Raw genomic sequence first — 19,768 nt, 5'->3', positions numbered from 1 at the left:
GACATTTCATGAAGAAGCTCATGCTCGCCGCAGCCACCGCGGCCACCCTCGCCTTCGCCGGCAACGCACAGGCCACCGAGTCCTGCGACGACGGTGAAATCGTCATCAAGTTCAGCCACGTGGTTGCCGCTACCGGCCACCCGAAGGGCGACGCAGCCACCATGCTGGCCGACCGGGTCAACAAGGAAATGGACGGCAAGGCCTGCATGCAGGTGTTCCCGAACTCCCAGCTGTTCGATGACGACAAGGTGATGGAAGCCCTCCTGCTCGGCGACGTCCAGCTGGCCGCTCCGTCCCTCTCCAAGTTCGAAGCCTACACGCTGAAGTTCCGTCTCTTCGACCTGCCGTTCCTGTTCCAGGATCTGGATGCCGTCGAGCGCTTCACCACGTCCGAAGCCGGCAAGGGCCTGCTGGGCTCCATGACCGACTACGGCTTCATGGGTCTCGGCTACTGGAGCTCCGGTCTGAAGCAGTTCTCGGCCAACAAGCCGCTGCTCGCACCGACCGACGCCAATGGCCTGAAGTTCCGCGTGCAGACCTCCGACGTGGCCGTGGCCATGATCGAAGCTCTTGGCGCCAACGCCCAGAAGCTGGCCTTCAAGGAAGTCTATGGCGCGCTGCAGACCGGCGTCGTGGACGGTCAGGAAAACACCTGGTCGAACATCTATACCCAGAAGTTCTTCGAAGTGCAGGACGGCATCACCGAAACCAACCACCAGCTGCTGGCCTATCTGCTCGTCACCTCGGACGAGTGGCTGAACAGCCTGGATGAAGACGTCAAGACCCAGTTCCTGGCGATCTGCGATGAAGTGACCGCCGCTGCCAACGCCAGCGTTGCGTCCCAGGAAGCCGACAACCGCAAGCGCATCGAGGAAACCGGAGCCACCATCCGCACCCTCGACGCCGACCAGCGCAAGGCATGGGTCGACACCATGAAGCCGGTCTGGGCCAAGTTCGAAGGCGACATCGGTACCGACCTGATCGACGCCGCCGTGGCATCGAACACCACCAACTAAGGGCGCCTCGCGGCCCGGTCACCGGGCCGCACCGGCCCAAAAGCGAACCTGAAGGGAGGCCGCCGCCGAAATCGGCCGCGGCCTTCCGCTTCGGGACAGAACAATCAAACGATCAAGAACTTGAACGGCGCGGCGCCTGAGCGTTGCGCCTGCGGGGGATGTGTCATGAAACGTGTCGATGATTGGGTCACGCGGTTTGAGGAGAACGTTCTGGCGTTGCTCCTTGCTGCCATGACCCTTGTTTCCTTCACCCAGGTCGTGGCCCGCTACGGCTTCAATTCCGGCTGGGGCGGCGCCCTGGAATTCACGCGCATCCTCTTTGCGTGGCTGATCCTCTTCGGCATGAGCTACGGCGTGAAGATCGGCTCCCATCTGGGCGTGGACGCGGTGATCCGTCTCTTCCCGCGCCCGATGTTCCGCGCGGTCGCGGTCTTTGGCGCCCTATGCGGCGTGGCCTATGCGGTCATCCTGCTGCAGGCCGACTGGCTGCAGTTCTTCGGCATCGAGGCCAGGGGCGGCGCCATCGACTACTGGCAGAAGATGTTCAAGATCGGCATCGGCCTGGACGACCTGCGCTATCCGGACTTCATCATCGAGACCTTCGGCACGAAGGAGCGGGTGCAGCGCTGGATCGCCTATCTCATCCTGCCGGTCGGGCTCGCGCTCTTTGCCTATCGCTGCGCTCAGGCAGCCTGGCAGATCATGCGCGGCGAGCGGGAAATGATGATCGCCGCCCATGAGGCGGAAGATCTCGTTGCCGAAAACAAAGACATCCTGAAGGATTGAGGTAGAGATCCATGGAAGCCGCAGTCCTCTTCATTCTCGTCCTGGGATTCCTGTTCCTCGGCGTGCCCATCGCCATCTCGCTGGGCCTCTCCAGCGTTCTGGCCATCGCGTTCTTCTCGAACGACAGCATCTCCTCCGTCGCGCTGCAGCTGTTCACCGCGTCGCAGAACTACACCTTGTTGGCGATCCCGTTCTTCATCCTGGCCTCGGCCTTCATGTCGACCGGGGGCGTGGCACGCCGCATCATCCGCTTCGCCATCGCCTGCGTGGGCCATGTGCGCGGCGGTCTGGCCATCGCGGCGATCTTCTCCTGCATGCTCTTTGCCGCCCTGTCCGGCTCGTCTCCGGCAACCGTGGTCGCCATCGGCACCATTGCCATCGCGGGCATGCGTCAGGTCGGCTACACCAAGGAATTCGCGGCTGGCGTCATCGCCAATGCGGGCACCCTCGGCATCCTGATCCCGCCGTCCATCGTGATGGTGGTCTATGCGGCGGCGACCGACGTTTCCGTGGGCCGCATGTTCCTGGCCGGGGTCATTCCGGGTCTGGTTGCCGGCTTCATGCTGATGATCGCCATCTACATAAACGCCCGCATGAAGAACATGCCGAAGCAGCCCTTCGCCGGTTTCGGCGAGATCGCGGGTGCGGCCGGTGAGGCGGCGTTCGGCCTGCTGCTGATCGTCATCATCCTGGGCGGGATCTACGGCGGGATCTTCACCCCGACCGAAGCCGCAGCGGTTGCGGCCGTCTATGCCTATCTGATCGCGATCTTCATCTATCGCGACATGGGACCGCTGAAAGACGTGCCGATGCGCAAGGACGGGGAAAGCATCCCGGCCGCCATCCTGCGCAACGTGGCCATGTCCATCATCTACTTCTTCCCGGCCTGCGTTCACGCCGACACGAAGAAGGTGCTGACGGATGCGGCCAAGACGACGATCATGCTGATGTTCATCATCGTCAACGCGCTGCTCTTTGCCCATGTGCTGACTTCCGAGCGCATTCCGCAGGCCATCACCGACCTGATGCTGGATGCCGGCTTCAACTGGTTCACCTTCCTGATCGCGGTCAACCTGCTGCTGCTGTTGGGCGGCCAGTTCATGGAGCCGTCGGGCCTGCTGCTGATCGTGGCGCCGGTGGTGTTCCCGATCGGCATGGAGCTGGGCGTGGATCCGATCCATCTCGGCATCATCATGGTGGTGAACATGGAAATCGGCATGATCACCCCGCCCATCGGGCTCAACCTCTTCGTGACCTCCGGGATCACGGGCATGAGCCTGGTGCAGGTGGTGAAGGCGGCAGCGCCCTTCGTGCTGATCCTCTTCCTCTTCCTGATCTTGGTGACCTATGTGCCCGCGCTGTCCACCTGGCTGCCCTACAGCCTGATGGGACCGGAAATCATCACCAACCGATAGGGTCGGTCAGGCATCTCAGAAAACGAAAGGCCGGGCCAGTGCTCCGGCCTTTTTGCATGCGCCCGCTCAAAGCTGGGCAAGGAAAAAGGCCGCGGCGGATGCCACGGCCTTTCTGTCAGTTGCAAAAGCCTGCGAGCGAAGGGCTCAGTTCGGCTTCTGGGCCGCAGCCTGCGCCATGTTCTGGCGGTAGAGCTGGGCGAAATCGATCGGATCGAGCAGCAGCGGCGGGAAGCCACCGTTGCGGGTTGCCTCGGCCAGCACGTTGCGGGCGAAGGGGAAGAGCATGCGCGGGCACTCGATCATCACGAACGGATGCATGTGTTCCTGCGGCACGTTGGTGATGCGGAACAGACCAGCATAAACCAGTTCGACGTTGAACATCACCATGTCCGGACGCTCGGCCTTGGCGGTCAGGGTCAGGACCACTTCGAACTGACCTTCGCCCAGGGGCTGCGCGTTCACATTGACGTTGATGTCGAGCTTCGGCTGCTCGCCCTGCTGCAGGGAGCGCGGTGCGTTCGGATTTTCGAAGGACAGGTCCTTGATGTACTGTCCGAGGATGTTGAGACCCGGTGCTGCGGGCGCGGATCCTGCCTGCGGCTGCGCGCCGGCGTCATTGGTATCGGTCATCGTCACTCATTCCGTTTCGCGTTTCGCGGGTTTCGTCGGCGGCGCTTCTTTCGAGAGATCCCTCGGGGGAGCCCCACCTGGCACCGGGCCCGCGTTGCCCTTTGCCCAGCATGAAGGTTGGCTAGCATTTGCGGCCCGCCGCGACAAGAGCAAGCGGACAGGGATGCGCCAAAGATCGCCCTTGTCTCGGGGGCAAATCCCTCGCACAACGACAGGATGATGGACAACACCGCCTTCCGCGTCACCCGCCCCTCCCGCCGGCTCCGGCTCGACACCCTGGTGCGCCTGCGGTGGCTGGCGGTGGCCGGACAGACGGCGGCGCTGCTGATCGTGCATATCGGCCTGGACTATCCCCTTCCGGTGGGGCTCGCCTTCTCGCTGGTGGCCCTGTCGGCCTGGATCAACGTGTTCCTGAAGATCCGCTCGCCGGCGGCCGTGCGGGTGTCGGAGAAGGCGGCCGCCCTCCAGCTCGCCTATGACATTCTCCAGCTCAGCGGGCTGCTCTATCTGACGGGCGGGCTCGGCAACCCCTTTGCCTTCCTGCTGCTGGCTCCGGTCATGGTTTCCGCCACGGCCCTGTCGGCCTGGTACACGCTGGCGCTCGGGGCGCTTGCAACCTTCGCCGCCAGCTTCCTGACCGTGTCGCATTTTCCCCTGCCCTGGCCGGGAGAGGTCGGGTTTTCCCAGCCCCCGGTCTATGTGATCGGGGTGTGGCTGGCGCTCGTGCTCACCCTCGGCTTCATGTCCACCTATGCCTTCAAGGTGGCCGACGAAGGCCGCAAGCTGGCCGACGCCCTGGCCGCCACAGAGCTGGTGCTGCAGAACGAGCAGCATCTGAATGCCCTGGACGGGCTGGCAACCGCCGCGGCCCACGAACTGGGGACGCCGCTGGCCACGATCCTGCTCGCGGCCAAGGAAATGACCGACGAGTTCGAGGACGGCGACCACCGCAAGGACGACATCCTGCTCATCCGGCAACAGGCCGAGCGCTGCAAGGCGATCCTGCGGCGGCTCACCTCGCTTTCCAGCGACGAGGACAGCACCTACCAGCGCATGTCCGTGTCGCAGCTGATGGAGGAAGTGGCCGATCCACATCGGGGCTTCGGCGTGGAGATCGTGGTCGAAGGGGCCGGGGACGGGCCGGAGCCTGTCGGAACCCGCAATGCCGCGATCCGCTACGGGCTTGGAAACCTTCTGGAAAATGCCGTCGACTTCGCCAATGACAAGGCCGAGATCCTGGCCCAGTGGGACGCCCGGACCCTGACCATCACCATCCGGGATGACGGACCGGGCTTCACGCCGGACCTGCTGGCCCGGATCGGCGATCCCTATGTCACCCGGCGCGGCCGCAACCGGGAAACCGGAGGTGGCCTGGGGCTCGGTTTCTTCATCGCCAAGACCCTGCTGGAGCGCACGGGCGCCAAGCTCTTCATCGAGAACCGGTCCCCTCCCGCAACGGGCGCTTCGATCCGCGTGACGTGGCCACGTGCGACAATCGAGGCCAAGGAACAGGTGGACGCTTACGGGTTTTCCGGCCATAAGCAACCGCAGGATCTCGACAATCCGACCTGAGGACCCCCTCGGGAACGCTTCTGCAAAGATCCGCCGACCGCCTGGAAGCGTAGACACGACAAAACGGGAACGGGCCGATGACCGATCAAGCACCGGGACTGGAACATTACGAAGACAAGTCGCTTCTGATCGTGGACGACGACAAGGCCTTCCAGCAGCGCCTTGCCCGCGCCATGGAAAAGCGCGGCTTCGAAGTGGAAACCGCCGACGGTCTGACCGAGGCGCGCGTGCGCATCCAGGGCCGTGCTCCCGCCTTTGCCATCGTGGACATGCGGCTGGATGACGGCAACGGTCTGGACGTGATCGAGGCAATCCGTCAGGTGCGCCCGGACTCCCGCGCCATCATCCTCACCGGCTACGGCAACATCGCCACCGCGGTGACCGCCGTGAAGCTCGGCGCCGTGGACTATCTCGCCAAGCCCGCCGATCCGGACGACATCGTCGCGGCCCTTGCCAACCAGAGCGCCGAGAAGGCTCCGCCGCCGGAAAACCCCATGTCCGCCGACCGGGTGCGCTGGGAGCATATCCAGCGGGTCTACGAGCTGTGCGACCGCAACGTGTCGGAAACCGCCCGCCGGCTCAACATGCATCGCCGCACCCTGCAGCGCATCCTCGCCAAGCGCGCCCCGCGCTGAACGGCTCCCAGGACCGTCGCCCGCACAGGGCCATCTTCACGGCAAGCGGACAAAGGTCCCTTCCGGGCCTTGCCCTATTTGCGTCGATTTGCCTATCTAACTGACGCCCTATCCTGAAAACGGACGACCCCTCCGGAGGTACCCATGCGGCCGCTGACCGCTCGCGCAAGACAGACCCGCCTTTCGACCCGCCATGCCTGCGGGCTCGCCCTGGCGACCACACTGCTCGCGACCGGGTTGCTGGCGCCGGTGGCTACCCTTGCGCAAGGGGCACCCGAGACGCTCCGCATCGAGGTCAATCCGCCCAAGCCCGGCATCCGCGCCGTGACGCTGGACGGCCGCTATCGCCCGGTGATCAGCCGGGATGACACCGGTGTGGTGATCGACGCCCTTGGCAGCTCGTCTTCCGCCCCGCCCTGCGACGTGAAACTCCAGGTCACGCTCGAAAACAGCCGGGTTCTGAACCGGGACGCGAATATCTGCTCCGGCGGCACGCTGGTCGTGGACGTGGAGGATGACGGCCGTCCGGGTGCGGCGCGGGTGATCAACGGCACCGGCCCCGCACCGATTGCCGGCACGGCCGCGAGCAACTCGGGCTCCAAGAGTGCCGCTAGCAGCTCCACCGCGTCACCGGCAACGTCTCCGTCGGCACCTGCTGCTCAGGCCCAGACCCAGGTCCAGGCTCCGACGTCCGGAGCCTCCGGAAGCGCCCGGGGAGCCGACAAGCCCGCAAATGGCGCGGCGCTCAAGCCGCTTGAGCCTTCTGGGACCCTGGAGACGACGAAAAAGCCGGAGGGTGGCTCCGACCTGTCGTCCATCGTGGGCGAGAGCCTCAACCGCCATCGCGACGGCGGCCAGCCGCCTGCTGCGGCGACCGGCGGTCAGACTGTGATCATCTCAGGGTCTGAGAACCGAACATGGCAGGCCGAACCCGGCAACATTCCGGACGACAAGAGCTACCTGACCCACGGGGTACCGGGGACGGATGACATCGACTTCCGCGCCGCCTGCCTGACCCAATCCGGTCAGGCCACCATCGTCTTTGCCCAGACCTCGGCCAGCACCAGCGAAGGCAAGACCGAACCGGTATCGATTTACGCCGGCGGGTTCTCCATGTCCTATTCCGCCGTGGGGTCCAGCCGAAACAACCAGTATGGCCAGTCATTCCCCCAGATCGCCCTGCCCATGACGGACCCGCTGTGGCAGGCGATGATCAAGGAGAGCCAGCTCACGATCCAGGTGCAGGGAACGCCCGCCTATTCCGTGTCGCTGAAGGGCAGCGCCACGCCCGTGCGCCTGTTCCTGGCCACCTGCGCCGAAGCTCAGAAGATCGTCGGTGAAGATCCCGCCCTTCTGCCCGGCGCTGCGGGCGGAAACCTGATTGCCCAGGCGGATGTGTCCTGTACCGAAGCCGGACGCATCCGTTCGCTGGAAGCCGAGCGCAATGGCGAGATCATCTTCCGCAATGACGGCGGACGCCCGGTGGATGTGAACTGGATCGATTATGACGGCGCGGCCCAGTATTTCGCGACACTTCAGCCCGGACAGGTGCTGAACCAGCCGACCTATGTCAGCCATGCCTGGCTCGTGCGCGAGAGCAACGGCCCCTGCCTCGGCATCTATGTGTCGCGCACGCCCTACAGGGAAGTGGTGATTTCCGGGGGAAGGGCACCGGCGCCGGTCCAGCCCGGTTTCGGCGCTCCAGCGGGCGGTGACGGCTGGTCGCAGCCCGGCAGCATCGACGGCTTCGGAGGTCCGGCCGGCCCCATTCCTCCCGGCGACATCGGCGGCGGCCGTTCCCTCGGACCCAACGCTTCCTGGCAGCCAGCGCCCGTCTCTTCGACCTCCGCGGGCGGCCCCCTGGTCAACTACCTCTGCACGGGGGGAGCGGATCTTCAGGTCAGCTTCTCGGCCGGAGGAGACCGGGTGACGGTGGCGGAGATGGGACAATATCCGGTGACCCTGCCGCGCATTTCTGCAGGGACGAACTTCCTCTATGCGGAAGGTGCCTTTGCCTTTCAGGGCCAGGAGCGCAGCACAACCTGGAGTCGACCCGGCGCGCAGGATGTATACTGTCTGGCTCAATAAGTACTCTTTGGTTGCAAAAAATACTTACGTATTACCTCTGATGGGTATACCTGCCGGTGTATCTGGACGATTTAAAATTATTGATACATAGGCATGTTTTAATTATTTCATTATATTTCCACACGTACCCTTGCGCCAAATAATGACAAGGGTTCCCACCATGAACTTCAAGAATTGGTCGATCTCTCGGAAGCTCGCACTCCCAATCACGCTTATCATTCTTTTGACCGGCCTGATCGGGTTCATGGGGCTCCAATCTCTCGACAAGACCATGCTCAAGGAGCGGCTGCACGGGCTTCACAGCCTGACCCAGGCAGCCAAGGCCATTTCAGCAAAGTATTACGAGCTGGAGCAATCGGGTGCAATGACCCGGGAAGACGCCCAGGCCGCCGCGAAGCTGGCGATCGGTGCGATCCGCTTCCAGCAGAACGACTATTTCTTCGTTTATGACCTCAACGGCATCAATCTTGTCCACATCAAGGAGAGCCTGGTCGGGACCGACATGAGCGGCACCAAGGACCCAAATGGCGTGCCTATTATCGCGGAAATGATCAAGATTGGGCGTGCAGGCGGCGGGTCCATCTACTACGAATGGCCGCGTCCGAACTCTGACATTCCAGAAGGCAAGTATGGCTGGGCCGAAGTGTTCGACCCCTGGGGCTGGATGATCGGTACCGGCGTCTATGTGGATGATCTGCGGGTTGCCTTCTGGGACCAGGCCACCACCGTCGCGATCATCGCCATTGTCGGCGTGTTGATGGCTATCGGGATCGCCTATGTCAGTATCCGCGGGATCACCCGCCCGATCCTGGCCCTGACCGGTTCGATGAAGGAACTGGCCGATGGCCGGAGCGATGTGGTCGTCGGTAACACGGATCGTACCGATGAAGTCGGCATCATGGCCAAGACCCTGGAGATCTTCATCTCCAAGGATCGCGAGCGCCAGCGTCTGGAAGCCGCTCAGATGGCAGCAACGGAAGACGCCGCACGGCGCGGCAAGGCGATCCAGAACCTCTCCGGCGAGTTCGACCGCACCGTCACGGAAATGATGACCGTCATCGAGTCTTCCGTCATGGCCCTGCAGAAGGCTTCTCAGGACATGACCAACGGTGCGAGCCGCACCACGCAGGAAAGCTCGCTGGTGAGCAACGCCTCGTCCCAGGCGGCCCATAACGTGGAAACCGTGGCAGCGGCCGCCGAAGAGCTCTCCGCCTCTGTCAACGAGATCCGCCGTCAGGTGCAGTCGTCGTCCGAGATCGCGGCCAATGCGGCTGCGGAAGCCACCTCGACCAACAAGCGCATGAACGGTCTCTCCGAGGCTGCCGGCCGGATCGGCGAGGTCGTCACCCTCATTCAGGCCATTGCCGAGCAGACCAACCTGCTGGCGCTGAACGCGACCATCGAGGCAGCCCGTGCCGGGGAGGCCGGCAAGGGCTTCGCGGTCGTGGCGGCAGAGGTGAAGGAGCTGGCCAACCAGACCTCCAAGGCAACCGAGGAAATCTCGAGCCAGATCTCGGCCATCCAGGGCGAGACCCAGGAAGCGGCCAAGGCCATCTCCTCGGTCACCGAGATCATCAACCGCATGAACGAGATCGCCGGTTCGATCTCCGCCGCGGTGGAACAGCAGGGTGCTGCCACGCAGGAAATCGCGGTCAACGCGACCGAGGCCTCCCGCAGCACGGTGGAAGTGACCAGCAGCATCACCAGCGTCGCACAGGCCGCCGACCTGACGCGCACCAATGCGGAGACGGTGGATGCCTCCGCCCGCGAGCTGGAAGCCAATGCGGACACGCTGAAGCACACCGTGGCCCAGTTCCTGCAGAACGTGCGGGCCCAGTCCGCCGCCTGATCAGGACACCTTGAAACGGAAAAAGCCCGGCCATCGTGCCGGGCTTTTTTCATGGAACGTCGGTTCCGGTCCGGACTCAGATCTTGCGCAGGGCCACCTTGCCGATGCGGTGGGCATCGTTCTTGGTGAGGATCAGATCCGCGCGCGGCCGGGTCGGCAGGATGTTGTCCCGCAGATTGACCAGGTTGATCTCCGTCCAGATGCGATGGGCCGTCTCGACCGCCTCTTCCTCCGAGATCCGCGAATATTTGTGGAAGTAGGAGCCCGGGTCGCGGAACGCGGTTTCACGCAGATGCATGAAGCGCTCCACATACCAGGAAAGGAGCAGATCTTCGCTCGCATCAATGTAGATGGAGAAGTCGAAGAAGTCCGAGACGAAGGGAACCGCGCGGCCATCCTTGGGCAGCTCGCGGGTCTGAAGCACGTTTAGGCCCTCGACGATCAGGATGTCCGGCTTGTCGACGGTGACCGTGTGGCCGGGCATCACGTCGTAGTAGAAGTGGGAATAGACCGGCGCCCGCACGTTGCGCTGACCCGCCTTGATGTCGGACAGGAACTTCAGCAGGCGCGCCCGGTCGAAGCTTTCCGGAAAGCCCTTGCGGTGCATCAGGCCTTCGGCTTCCAGCACGGCATTGGGATAGAGGAAGCCGTCGGTGGTCACCAGATCCACCTTGGGACTGGCGGGCCAGCGGGCCAGAAGCGCCTTCAGCAGGCGCGACGTGGTGGACTTGCCCACCGCGACCGACCCGGCCACACCGATGATGAAGGGGGTCTTGCCGTCCTTGAGCCCCAGGAAGTTCTGGGACGCCTGATGCAGGCCGACCGTCGCTTCGGCGTAATAGGCCAGAAGACGGGACAGGGGCAGGTAGATCTTCTCCACCTCGGCAATCGACATGGGGTCGTTCAGACCCCGCAGCTCGATCACCTCCTCCACCGTCAGGGTCAGGGGGGTGTTCTTGCGAAGCCGCGCCCATTCCTTGTCGGTGAACACCCGATAGGGGGAGAGGTCCATTTCCGGTTTCAGGGTCAAGGCCTGATCCATGTCTGTTTGCCGTCCCGACGCGGCACTCTGCCTCACGGCCCGCCTCAATCGGCGGGACGCGATGCCTTTTCCTCGAGGCCCGTCTGGGCCGTACGCCGCTGCAGCTCGGCCATGACATCCTGGAGGGGGACGTCACAGGCCTTGAGCAGCACCAGCAGATGGTAGAGCACATCAGCCGCTTCCGCGGTCAGCTCCGCCTGATCTCCCCGGGCGGCCGCAATCGCGGCCTCCACGGCTTCCTCACCCAGCTTCTGGGCGCATTTGGGAACGCCCTTGCCGATCAGCTTGCGCGTGTAGGACTTTTCGTCCGCGCTCGTTGCGCGCGCGGCGATAATGGCGTCCAGATCGGACAGAGTAAAATCGGTCATTCGTATAGCTTCCGTTACGCCATGCGACGCGATGAGACAGGTCGCGTCAGATCATGTCGTCCATGCGCATGGGAATGCCCGCATCGCGCATGTGGCTCTTGGCCTCGTGAATGGTGAACTCGCCGAAGTGGAAGATCGAGGCCGCCAGAACCGCCGTCGCGTGGCCGTCACGAACGCCTTCGACCAGATGATCCAGATTGCCCACACCGCCCGAGGCGATGACCGGCACCGGCACAGCGTCGGCAATCGCACGGGTCAGCGCCAGATTGTAGCCCGACTTGGTGCCGTCCCGGTCCATGGAGGTGACCAGCAGCTCGCCCGCGCCCAGTTCGACGGCCTTCTTCGCGAACTCCACCGCATCGATGCCGGTCGGATTGCGGCCGCCATGGGTGAAGATCTCGAAGCGCTCCGCCTCGCCCGGCGCATTCACCTGCTTGGCATCGATGGAAACCACGATGCACTGGGCACCGAATTTCTCGGCCGCTTCGCGAATGAAGTCCGGATTGTTCACGGCGGCCGTGTTGATGGACACCTTGTCGGCGCCGGCAATCAGCAGCTTGCGGATGTCTTCCACCGTGCGCACGCCGCCGCCGACCGTCACCGGCATGAAGCAGGCCTCCGCCGTGCGGCGGACCACGTCATAGATGGTGTCGCGGCCTTCGTGGGACGCGGTGATATCGAGGAAGCAGAGCTCGTCGGCGCCAGCGGCATCATAGGCCTTGGCGGCCTCCACCGGATCACCGGCATCCACCAGATCGACGAAGTTCACGCCCTTGACGACACGGCCATCCTTGACGTCGAGACAGGGGATCACGCGAGCCTTGAGGGTCATGCTGCGCTCCGCTTTGCCCGGATCAGGTCCATGGCTTCCTTCGGATCGAGACGGCCGTCATAGAGCGCGCGGCCGGAAATCGCCCCTTCCAAGATGGCGCAATCCGGCTCGAGTAGACGATGGATGTCATCGATGGAGGCAAGTCCGCCCGAGGCAATGACCGGGATCGAGACGGAACGGGCCAGCTCCAGGGTGGAGGGGATGTTCAGCCCCTTCAGAACGCCATCCCGGTCGATGTCTGTGAAGATGATGGCGGAGACGCCCGCATCCTCGAAGCGGCGCGCCAGATCGACGGTGGTGAGCTGCGAGGTTTCCGCCCAGCCTTCGACGGCCACGTAACCGCCCTTGGCGTCGATGCCGACGGCGACCTTGCCGGGGAAGGCCTTGCAGGCCTGTTTCACCAGCTCAGGGTCGCGAACGGCGATCGTGCCCAGGATGACGCGGGAAATGCCCTTGCTCAGCCAGGTCTCGATATGGTCGAGGGTGCGGATGCCGCCGCCGAGCTGAACCGGGTTCTTGGTGGAGGCGAGAATGGCATCCACCGCCGCGCCATTGACGCTTTCGCCGGCAAAGGCGCCGTTCAGGTCCACCACATGCAGCCATTCGAAGCCCTGGTCCTCGAAGGCCTTGGCCTGAGCACCGGGATTGTCATTGAACACCGTCGCTTGGTCCATGTCGCCCAGCTTCAGGCGCACGCACTGACCGTCCTTCAGGTCGATTGCGGGAAAGAGGATCATGTTGGTCTCGCTCTCGGGCAGCCCTTACGGCGCCCAATCCAGGAAATTCGAAATCAGGCCAAGGCCGAGCCGCTGGCTCTTTTCCGGGTGGAACTGGGTTCCGACCATGTTGTCCCTGGCCACGATGGCGGTGAAGGTGCCGGCATAGTCGAAGGTTGCCAGGCAGTCCTCTTCCCGCGCGGTGGCGAAATGGAAGGAATGGACGAAATAGGCATGGAGCCCGTTCGCGCCCGTGGGCAGCCCCGCCAGAACCGGATGAGACCCTTCGCGCACGGAAATGGTGTTCCAGCCCATGTGCGGGATCTTGAGAGACGGATCGGACGGCTGCATGGCCGTCACGTCGCCGGAGATCCAGTCCAGGCCGTCCACGGTCTCGAATTCGAGGCCACGGCTCGCCATCAGCTGCATGCCGACGCAGATGCCCATGAAGGGCTTGCCCTTTTCATGCACCTGCTCGTTGAGAACCTCGATCATGCCGTCCACGGCGGCGAGACCGCGCTTGCAATCCGCATAGGCACCGACGCCCGGCAGGACGATACGGTCGGCCTTCGCCACCCGATCCGGATCGGAGGTCACGAAAACACCGGGCTTGCGGGCATGATCGCGGGCCGCACGCTCGAAAGCCTTGGCGGCCGAGTGCAGGTTGCCGGATCCGTAGTCAATGATGGCGACGCTCATCGTCCGCCCTCCGGGCTCAGGGTCAGGCCAGCGACACGTTCGGAACCGATGCGCGGAATGATGCCGCGGATGCGCTCGATCGGCGCGGGCGGCACGTCCTCTTCCCGGTGGCCGATGGCCTGGGCCTGAAGTTTTGCAAAGTAGCGCAGCTCCGCCTCGGTCTGGTCCGACCCGGTGACGAGGCCCAGCAGGCGCCATCCAGCCTGTTCCAGGGTCCAGCGGCGCAGGCCGTTGGCCTCGAGCGCAAGAAGGAAGGCCACGGCCCAGGCCGCCAGCAACGGGGCGGGACCGCCGGCGAAGCTGGCCGCGGCCTGGGTGAGGATCGAGATCGTCAGGAAGCCGAGCAGCACCAGCCACATGCGGTGCCACAGCAGCCACAGGACGGAGAGCACGAAGGCGCCCCAGGAGAATTTTTCGGGAATGAAGACGAGCCGGTCCGCCTCATGCGGACTGGCCACCGGATCCTTCAGATCCGACGGTCCCATCACATAATAACTGGTCATGTCCGTCACGCGCCCTCAGCCGCCGAGCTGGCCCTTGGTGGTCGGGATCCGGTTGGCCTGGCGCGGGTCGATCTCGATCGCCTTGCGCAGGGTCCTGGCCACCGCCTTGAAGCATGTCTCGGCAATATGGTGGCAGTTTGATCCATAAAGGTTAGCGATGTGAAGCGTGATGCCCGCATTCATCGCGAAGGCGCGGAAAAATTCCTCGAAGAGCTCGGTGTCGAACTCGCCCACCTTGTCGCGGGTGAAGGTCACATCCCAGACGAGGAACGGACGGCCGGACACATCCAGCGCGCAGCGGGTCAGCGCCTCGTCCATGGCGAGGTGCGTGTCCGCATAGCGGGTGATGCCCGACATGTCGCCAAGCGCCTCGCGGATGGCCTGGCCAAGCGCGATGCCCGTGTCTTCCGCCGTGTGGTGGAAGTCGATATGGGTGTCGCCCTCGGCGCGGAGGGTGATGTCGATGAGCGAATGTCGCGCAAGCTGCTCCAGCATATGGTCGAAGAAGCCAACCCCGGTCGCCACGTCATAGGCGCCCGTGCCATCGAGATTGATCTCGACGGAAATGCGGGTTTCCTTGGTGTTGCGCGAGATCTTCGCTGTGCGCATCTCTCATCCTTTTCCTGCCATGCCGGAGACAACCGGCGAAACGCCGCCGTTTTAGCAGGGTGAGCCGGGCATTGAAACATTTATCCGTCCCGGCCTTCCGCATTGGTCAGGGAGCGGGGGTCAGGGAGCTTGGGGCCCGGCAGCGGGGGAAGGCAGCGGAACGCCGCACGGCAAATCCCGCTGGCCGCCGCAGCGAAGCGATGCTAGGAAGACCCATCCCAGTTTTCCAGACGATGCTCCCGGCAGTGCAACAGGCGCGGCCGGGGCCGCACGCGCAAGGCTCACCGTCCCTCCGGTCCCTTGCGCCCTCGACAAAGGCCGACCATGACCCGCACCAGCTCCTTCAAGCCGACCTCCGCCCGCGACCGCCTGATGATGGGCCTCGATGTTCCCACCGTGCAGCAGGCCGAGGCGCTGGTGAAGGCGACCGAGGGGGCGGTCGGGGTCTACAAGATCGGGATGGAACTGCAGTTCGCCGGCGGGCTGGAGCTGGCCCGTGATCTGGCCGCCAGCGGCCACAGGATCTTTCTCGACGTCAAGCTGCACGACATCGACAACACGATCCTGCGCGCGGTGAAGAACGTGGCCCGCATGGGTGTCACCTTCATGACCCTGCATGCCTATCCCAAGACGATGCGCGCCGCGGTGCAGGCCCTGCGCGAAGACGGCAACACCGACCTCTGCCTGCTGGGCGTGACCGTGCTCACCTCCATGGACGAGGCGGATCTCATCGCCGCCGGCTACAAGGGCCCGATCGCCGATCTGGTGCAGGCACGGGCCGCCGATGCGCGGGAGGCCGGCATGGGCGGGATCGTCTGCGCGGCGACGGAAGTGGGCTCCCTCAAGACCATTCTGGGCGACGAACTGGTCTCCGTGACCCCGGGCATCCGCCCGAGCGGCCATGCGGCAGGCGATCAGAAGCGGGTGATGACCCCGGGCGACGCCATCCGCGCCGGCTCCGACTATCTGGTGGTGGGACGCCCGCTCAACCAGGCCACCGACCCCCGCGCGACGGCCGACGCCATCGTCGCCGAGATCGCCGCTGCCCTCTGAGGGGTTTCCCCGCTCTCCGTCATCCTCGGGCTTGCCCCACCTCTCCGTCGTCATCCCTGCGAAGGCAGGGATCCAGTAACCGACTGCGCTGCCTGTGATTTCCGGTCTCTGAAACCGGTGAGTACTGGATCCCCGATCAAGTCGGGGATGACAAAGGAGAGACCGGAGGCGACAGCCCAAAAAGAGGCTCGGTCACCCTCAGCATTCGTGTTGATGCTCTCCCGATTGACCACAAGAGTGCTGGATCCTCGGCACAGGGCCGAGGATGACGGAGGAGGGGGTGCAGGTGAGGGTGTGCCTCAGCCACCGCTCAGCATGCGGGCCATCTTGACCGCATAGCGGTCGGTCATGCCGGAGACGTAATCCGCGAGCGAATGGAGCGCCGTCTCGGGATCGGCGACGTCGCGCAGGTCGAGACCGGCCGCCTTGACGAGCTGACGGTGATAGGAGGAGAGCGCCTCCTGCTGCCATCCGCCGGCGTGGAGCGCTTCGTAGACTTCGCTGATGCCATCCAGAACCCGGTGGACCACGTTGCGCCCCATGACCTCCAGCTCTGTCTTGCGCGGGGAGGTGAAGAGACGCTTCTTCGCCACGTCCTTGATGCGGTCGAATTCCGCCGCCTTCGAGGAGACTTCGATCAGGGCGTCCGAGAAGGTGCCGTTCATGATCGCGTCGTGGTGCTGCCGGAACGCCTCGACGCAGGCGGCGATCGCATTTCCGACGCCGAGCGCGCGGGCATAGGCGATTGTTTCCTCGGGCGTTTCTCCGTCACGGCCACGGCGATCCAATCCGGACAGCGGGGCGAGGAGATCGAAGACCGCATCGAAGGACAGGTCGCCGGACGTGTGCGCGTCCTCCATGTCGAGGATGTTGTAGCAGATGTCATCGGCGGCCTCGACGAGGAAGACCAGCGGATGCCGGCGCCACCAGATCGCATCGCCCGAGCCTTCGCGGGGCAGGCCCGTGGCTTCCGCCACTTCCGCGAATTGCGGCAGGTCGCTGGCAAAGACACCGTATTTCTTCAGGCCGCAGTAGCCGCCGGCCGGACCCGTGCGCAGCGTCTCGCGCGCGGCGGCCGTGACCGGATACTTGCTGAAGGCGCCAAGGACGCCGCGAGACAGGCGCATGCCGCCGTCGTTGCGGCGCATCTCCAGCCGGGTGATGATGCGGAAGCCCTGGGCGTTGCCCTCGAAATCGTTTAACTGGGCGCGCAGAGCCGGATCGAGCGCGGCAAAGAGGGGTCGACCTTCAAAAAATTTGCCGGCAAACCATTGGCCGATAGCTGCTTCTCCGGAGTGGCCGAAGGGCGGGTTTCCGATGTCATGGGCAAGACAGGCGGCCGAGACGATGCCCGAGATCCGGTGCCGCTCGCCGTCGGCGATCCGGCCCTCACGCTCCAGCCATTCACCGACCTCGACCCCCAGGGACCGGCCGACGCTGCTGGTCTCGATGGAATGGATCAGCCGGTGGTGCAGGTGATCATTCTCATAGAGCGGATGCACCTGGGTCTTGTTGGCCAGACGCCGGAAGGGGGCGGAAAAGGTGATGCGGTCCGCATCGACCAGATAGGACGGCCGGTTGGCCTTTTCCTCGTAACGGGAGTCGTGCAGCCGACGACCGTCCAACAGTTGGGCCCAATCCAAGGCGCGCTCCATGGCTTGATGTCTGTGCCTGGTGTTTTAGCGGCAGCGGAGCGGCGAGGCGAGGGGAAAGCGTGAAGAAACGCGTGGCAATGCCGCCCCGTCCCCACCCCTTCCGCTCACGCGGCCGGTGGAGACGGAAGCGTCTCGACGAACGTGCTCAGGCGGCGTGGGGCTGGCCCACCGTGCCCCGCAGAACCATGCCATAGAGATCCCGCGGATCATCCGGATCGGCCAGAAGATCAAGCTTCTCATAGTGGCTGGTGGTGGCGAGCACGCCCTTCAGATAGCGCAAGGCGGCGAAGTCCTCGATGGCGAAGCCGACGCTGTCGAAGAGAGTGATCTGTTCGCCGGAGACGCGGCCCGGCGCTTCACCGCGCAGGACCTGCCACAGTTCGGTGACCGGATGGTCCGCATCAAGCTGCTGGATCTCGCCCTCGATGCGGGTCTGTTCGGGCAGTTCCACAAAAATGTCGGAGCGCAGCAGGATGTCCCGGTGCAACTCGGTCTTGCCGGGGCAGTCGCCCCCCACCGCGTTGATATGTACCCCCTGCCCGACCATGTTGTCGGTCAGGATCGTCGCGCTCTTCTTGTCGGCGGTCACCGTGGTGATGATCTGCGCCCCCTCGATCGCCTCTTCGGGCGAACTGCAGATGGTGACGGTGAGACCGGCGCCGGAGAGGTTCCGGGCAAGGCGTTCGCTGGCCCGGCGATCGATGTCATAGGCCCGGATTTCGCGAATGCCGACCAGGTGCTTGAAGCCGAGGCACTGGAAGTCCGACTGGGCCCCATTGCCGATCACGGCCATGGTGCGCGACCCCTTCGGCGCCAGATAGCGGCCCACCAGAGCGGACACGGCCGCCGTGCGCAGGGCCGTGAGGATGGTCATTTCGCTGAAGAGAAGAGGGTAGCCGGTGGTCAGGTCGGAGAGAACACCGAAGCCCGTCACCGTCTGGCGGCCGGAGTAGGTGTTGCCCGGGTGGCCGTTGACATATTTGAAGCCAAAGGTCTTGCCGTCGCTGGTCGGCATCAGCTCGATCACCCCTTCGGGAGCATGAGCGGGAATGCGCGGCTTCTTGTCGAATTCGCCCCAGCGGCGGAAGTCCTCCTCGATGCAGGCGGCAATGCCTTCGATGACATGTTCCACCCCACGTTCGGCAACGATGCGCATCATGTTGTCGACGCTGACGAAGGGAACATAGGCCAGCTCGGACGGAGCGGGCTTGTGCACGGGTACAGGCGCATAGGGACGGGTCATGATGATCAGAAGCTCCTTGTGGGGCGGTCGAAGACCCGGCGGCCGAACAGGGAGGCCACGAGATCAACCATGAGACGGGCCGTGCGGCCCCGGTCATCGAGGAAGGGGTTGAGTTCCACCAGATCGAGTGAGGTCACCAGCCCGCTGTCATGGAGCATCTCCATCACCAGATGGGCTTCCCGGAAGGTGGTGCCGCCGGGCACGGTGGTGCCCACGGCCGGCGCGATGCCGGGGTCGAGGAAATCCACATCCAGGCTGACATGCAGCAGGCCGTTGTGGCGCTTCACCCGGTCGAGGAACTGGCGCAGGGGGGCGGCAATGCCCTCCTCGTCGATGCGGCGCATGTCGCTGACACCTACACCGTGGCGCAGGAGCAGCTCGCGCTCCGGCGCATCGATGGAGCGCACGCCGAGGATCTCGACATTCTCGGGCACGAGCGGATGGCGCAGGGGGCGACCGAGATAGGTCTCGAACCCGCCGAGACCGCAGAGAAAGGCGAGGGGCGTGCCGTGCAGGTTGCCGCTCTGGGTGCTGGCCAGGGTGTTGAAATCCGCGTGGGCATCAAGCCACAAGACAAAGAGCGGTCTGCCGGCTTCGGCCGCTCCTTCGGCGAGGCCAGAGACGGAGCCCGCGGCAAGCGCATGGTCGCCACCCATGAAGATGGGAAACACCGGATCGCGGGCGAGGTTGGCCGCGCATTTGTTGATCGCGCGGGTCCAGCCGGCCATGGCATCAAGGCTCTTGATCGCGCCATTGGCATGGCTCAGCGGGGCGACCTGTTCCTTGCGCAGGTTGCCGAGGTCGCGCACCGTGTGGCCGAGGGCCTCCAGTTCCTGCTCCAGACCGGCGGTCCGATAGGCGTCAGGCCCCATGCAGCAGCCCCGGCGTCCGGAGCCTTCTTCCATGGGAATTCCAACCAGCACGATGTCCTGTCCGGCCACGCCTCGAACCTCCTTGTGACGAAACAAGTTGGAAGGATCTCAAGGATTCCCGGCAGTGTAAATCGGCAGACTTGCGCAAAGAGGTAGCTTATTCTATCAGAATGAGATGTTCAATC

19 protein-coding genes are annotated in these 19,768 nt (G+C 64.3%); 8 read left to right on the top strand and 11 right to left on the bottom strand.

Features of this window, described 5'->3' with window-relative positions; translation table 11 throughout:
* The first annotated feature begins 8 nt into the window (after positions 1-8).
* The 3 genes from FR728_RS14095 to FR728_RS14085 all read left to right on the top strand — a co-directional run bounded on the left by FR728_RS14095 (position 9) and on the right by FR728_RS14085 (position 3,217).
* Entirely contained in the window at positions 9-1,016 is a 1,008-nt protein-coding gene (locus tag FR728_RS14095; protein ID WP_149893360.1) for a DctP family TRAP transporter solute-binding subunit, read from the top strand.
* A gap of 165 nt (positions 1,017-1,181) precedes the next feature.
* A complete protein-coding gene (locus FR728_RS14090) occupies positions 1,182-1,802 on the top strand; it encodes a TRAP transporter small permease (protein ID WP_149893359.1) in 621 nt (206 codons plus the stop codon).
* A gap of 11 nt (positions 1,803-1,813) precedes the next feature.
* Positions 1,814-3,217 (top strand): TRAP transporter large permease, encoded by a 1,404-nt coding sequence (locus FR728_RS14085; RefSeq protein ID WP_149893358.1) that lies wholly within the window; start codon positions 1,814-1,816, stop codon positions 3,215-3,217.
* 144 nt (positions 3,218-3,361) lie between these two features.
* Here FR728_RS14085 and secB read toward each other — a convergent pair whose 3' ends face one another.
* On the bottom strand, positions 3,362-3,847 hold the full coding sequence (gene secB, locus FR728_RS14080) for a protein-export chaperone SecB (protein WP_149893357.1): 486 nt from the start codon (positions 3,845-3,847) through the stop codon (positions 3,362-3,364).
* Between the two features lie 216 nt (positions 3,848-4,063).
* Between secB and FR728_RS14075 the strand changes: the two genes are divergently transcribed.
* The 4 genes from FR728_RS14075 (at position 4,064) to FR728_RS14060 (ending at position 9,991) form a co-directional block, all read left to right on the top strand.
* A complete protein-coding gene (locus tag FR728_RS14075; protein ID WP_149893356.1) occupies positions 4,064-5,419 on the top strand; it encodes an ActS/PrrB/RegB family redox-sensitive histidine kinase in 1,356 nt (451 codons plus the stop codon).
* A 77-nt stretch (positions 5,420-5,496) separates the two neighbouring features.
* Positions 5,497-6,054, top strand: coding sequence for an ActR/PrrA/RegA family redox response regulator transcription factor (locus FR728_RS14070; protein ID WP_149893355.1), 558 nt, complete (start codon positions 5,497-5,499; stop codon positions 6,052-6,054).
* A 144-nt stretch (positions 6,055-6,198) separates the two neighbouring features.
* Positions 6,199-8,142, top strand: a complete 1,944-nt coding sequence (locus FR728_RS14065) for a VHL beta domain-containing protein (RefSeq protein ID WP_149893354.1) — start codon at positions 6,199-6,201, stop codon at positions 8,140-8,142.
* Positions 8,143-8,386: 244 nt separating this feature from the next.
* The gene (locus tag FR728_RS14060; protein ID WP_208998820.1) at positions 8,387-9,991 is read left to right on the top strand and encodes a methyl-accepting chemotaxis protein; all 1,605 of its coding nucleotides are present in this window, start codon (positions 8,387-8,389) and stop codon (positions 9,989-9,991) included.
* A gap of 76 nt (positions 9,992-10,067) precedes the next feature.
* On the opposite strand, the gene coaA is transcribed toward FR728_RS14060, so the two are convergent.
* Genes coaA through hisB form a run of 7 tightly spaced genes read right to left on the bottom strand, consistent with a single transcriptional unit; the run spans position 10,068 to position 14,760 of the window.
* Positions 10,068-11,033 carry a type I pantothenate kinase gene (gene coaA, locus FR728_RS14055; RefSeq protein ID WP_149893352.1) on the bottom strand — a complete coding sequence of 322 codons (966 nt, stop codon included), beginning with the start codon at positions 11,031-11,033 and terminating at the stop codon, positions 10,068-10,070.
* Between the two features lie 44 nt (positions 11,034-11,077).
* Positions 11,078-11,401 (bottom strand): phosphoribosyl-ATP diphosphatase, encoded by a 324-nt coding sequence (locus tag FR728_RS14050; RefSeq protein WP_149893351.1) that lies wholly within the window; start codon positions 11,399-11,401, stop codon positions 11,078-11,080.
* A gap of 46 nt (positions 11,402-11,447) precedes the next feature.
* Positions 11,448-12,233 (bottom strand): imidazole glycerol phosphate synthase subunit HisF, encoded by a 786-nt coding sequence (hisF, locus tag FR728_RS14045; protein WP_149893350.1) that lies wholly within the window; start codon positions 12,231-12,233, stop codon positions 11,448-11,450.
* The gene (hisA, locus tag FR728_RS14040; protein WP_149893348.1) at positions 12,230-12,970 is read right to left on the bottom strand and encodes a 1-(5-phosphoribosyl)-5-[(5-phosphoribosylamino)methylideneamino]imidazole-4-carboxamide isomerase; all 741 of its coding nucleotides are present in this window, start codon (positions 12,968-12,970) and stop codon (positions 12,230-12,232) included. The genes hisF and hisA overlap by 4 nt, the downstream gene beginning before the upstream one ends.
* 24 nt (positions 12,971-12,994) lie before the next feature.
* Positions 12,995-13,648: an imidazole glycerol phosphate synthase subunit HisH gene (hisH, locus tag FR728_RS14035; protein ID WP_149893347.1), complete on the bottom strand. Its 654-nt coding sequence runs from the start codon at positions 13,646-13,648 to the stop codon at positions 12,995-12,997.
* Positions 13,645-14,151 (bottom strand): DUF2628 domain-containing protein, encoded by a 507-nt coding sequence (locus FR728_RS14030; protein ID WP_149893346.1) that lies wholly within the window; start codon positions 14,149-14,151, stop codon positions 13,645-13,647. The genes hisH and FR728_RS14030 overlap by 4 nt, the downstream gene beginning before the upstream one ends.
* A gap of 15 nt (positions 14,152-14,166) precedes the next feature.
* Positions 14,167-14,760 (bottom strand): imidazoleglycerol-phosphate dehydratase HisB, encoded by a 594-nt coding sequence (hisB, locus tag FR728_RS14025; protein ID WP_149893345.1) that lies wholly within the window; start codon positions 14,758-14,760, stop codon positions 14,167-14,169.
* Positions 14,761-15,084: 324 nt separating this feature from the next.
* Between hisB and pyrF the strand changes: the two genes are divergently transcribed.
* Positions 15,085-15,813 carry an orotidine-5'-phosphate decarboxylase gene (pyrF, locus tag FR728_RS14020; RefSeq protein WP_149893344.1) on the top strand — a complete coding sequence of 243 codons (729 nt, stop codon included), beginning with the start codon at positions 15,085-15,087 and terminating at the stop codon, positions 15,811-15,813.
* A 299-nt stretch (positions 15,814-16,112) separates the two neighbouring features.
* On the opposite strand, the gene dgt is transcribed toward pyrF, so the two are convergent.
* The 3 genes from dgt to rocF all read right to left on the bottom strand — a co-directional run bounded on the left by dgt (position 16,113) and on the right by rocF (position 19,652).
* Positions 16,113-17,456, bottom strand: coding sequence for a dGTP triphosphohydrolase (gene dgt / locus FR728_RS14015; RefSeq protein ID WP_208998819.1), 1,344 nt, complete (start codon positions 17,454-17,456; stop codon positions 16,113-16,115).
* Between the two features lie 157 nt (positions 17,457-17,613).
* The gene (locus FR728_RS14010) at positions 17,614-18,711 is read right to left on the bottom strand and encodes an ornithine cyclodeaminase (protein WP_149893341.1); all 1,098 of its coding nucleotides are present in this window, start codon (positions 18,709-18,711) and stop codon (positions 17,614-17,616) included.
* A gap of 5 nt (positions 18,712-18,716) precedes the next feature.
* Complete coding sequence (gene rocF / locus FR728_RS14005) at positions 18,717-19,652, bottom strand: arginase (protein ID WP_280115346.1); 936 nt, start codon at positions 19,650-19,652, stop codon at positions 18,717-18,719.
* Positions 19,653-19,768: the final 116 nt, after the last annotated feature.

It is taken from the genome of Roseibium aestuarii (assembly GCF_008477545.1).
Taxonomy (GTDB): Bacteria; Pseudomonadota; Alphaproteobacteria; order Rhizobiales; family Stappiaceae; genus Roseibium; species Roseibium aestuarii.
This window is presented reverse-complemented; position numbering and strand designations above follow the sequence as displayed.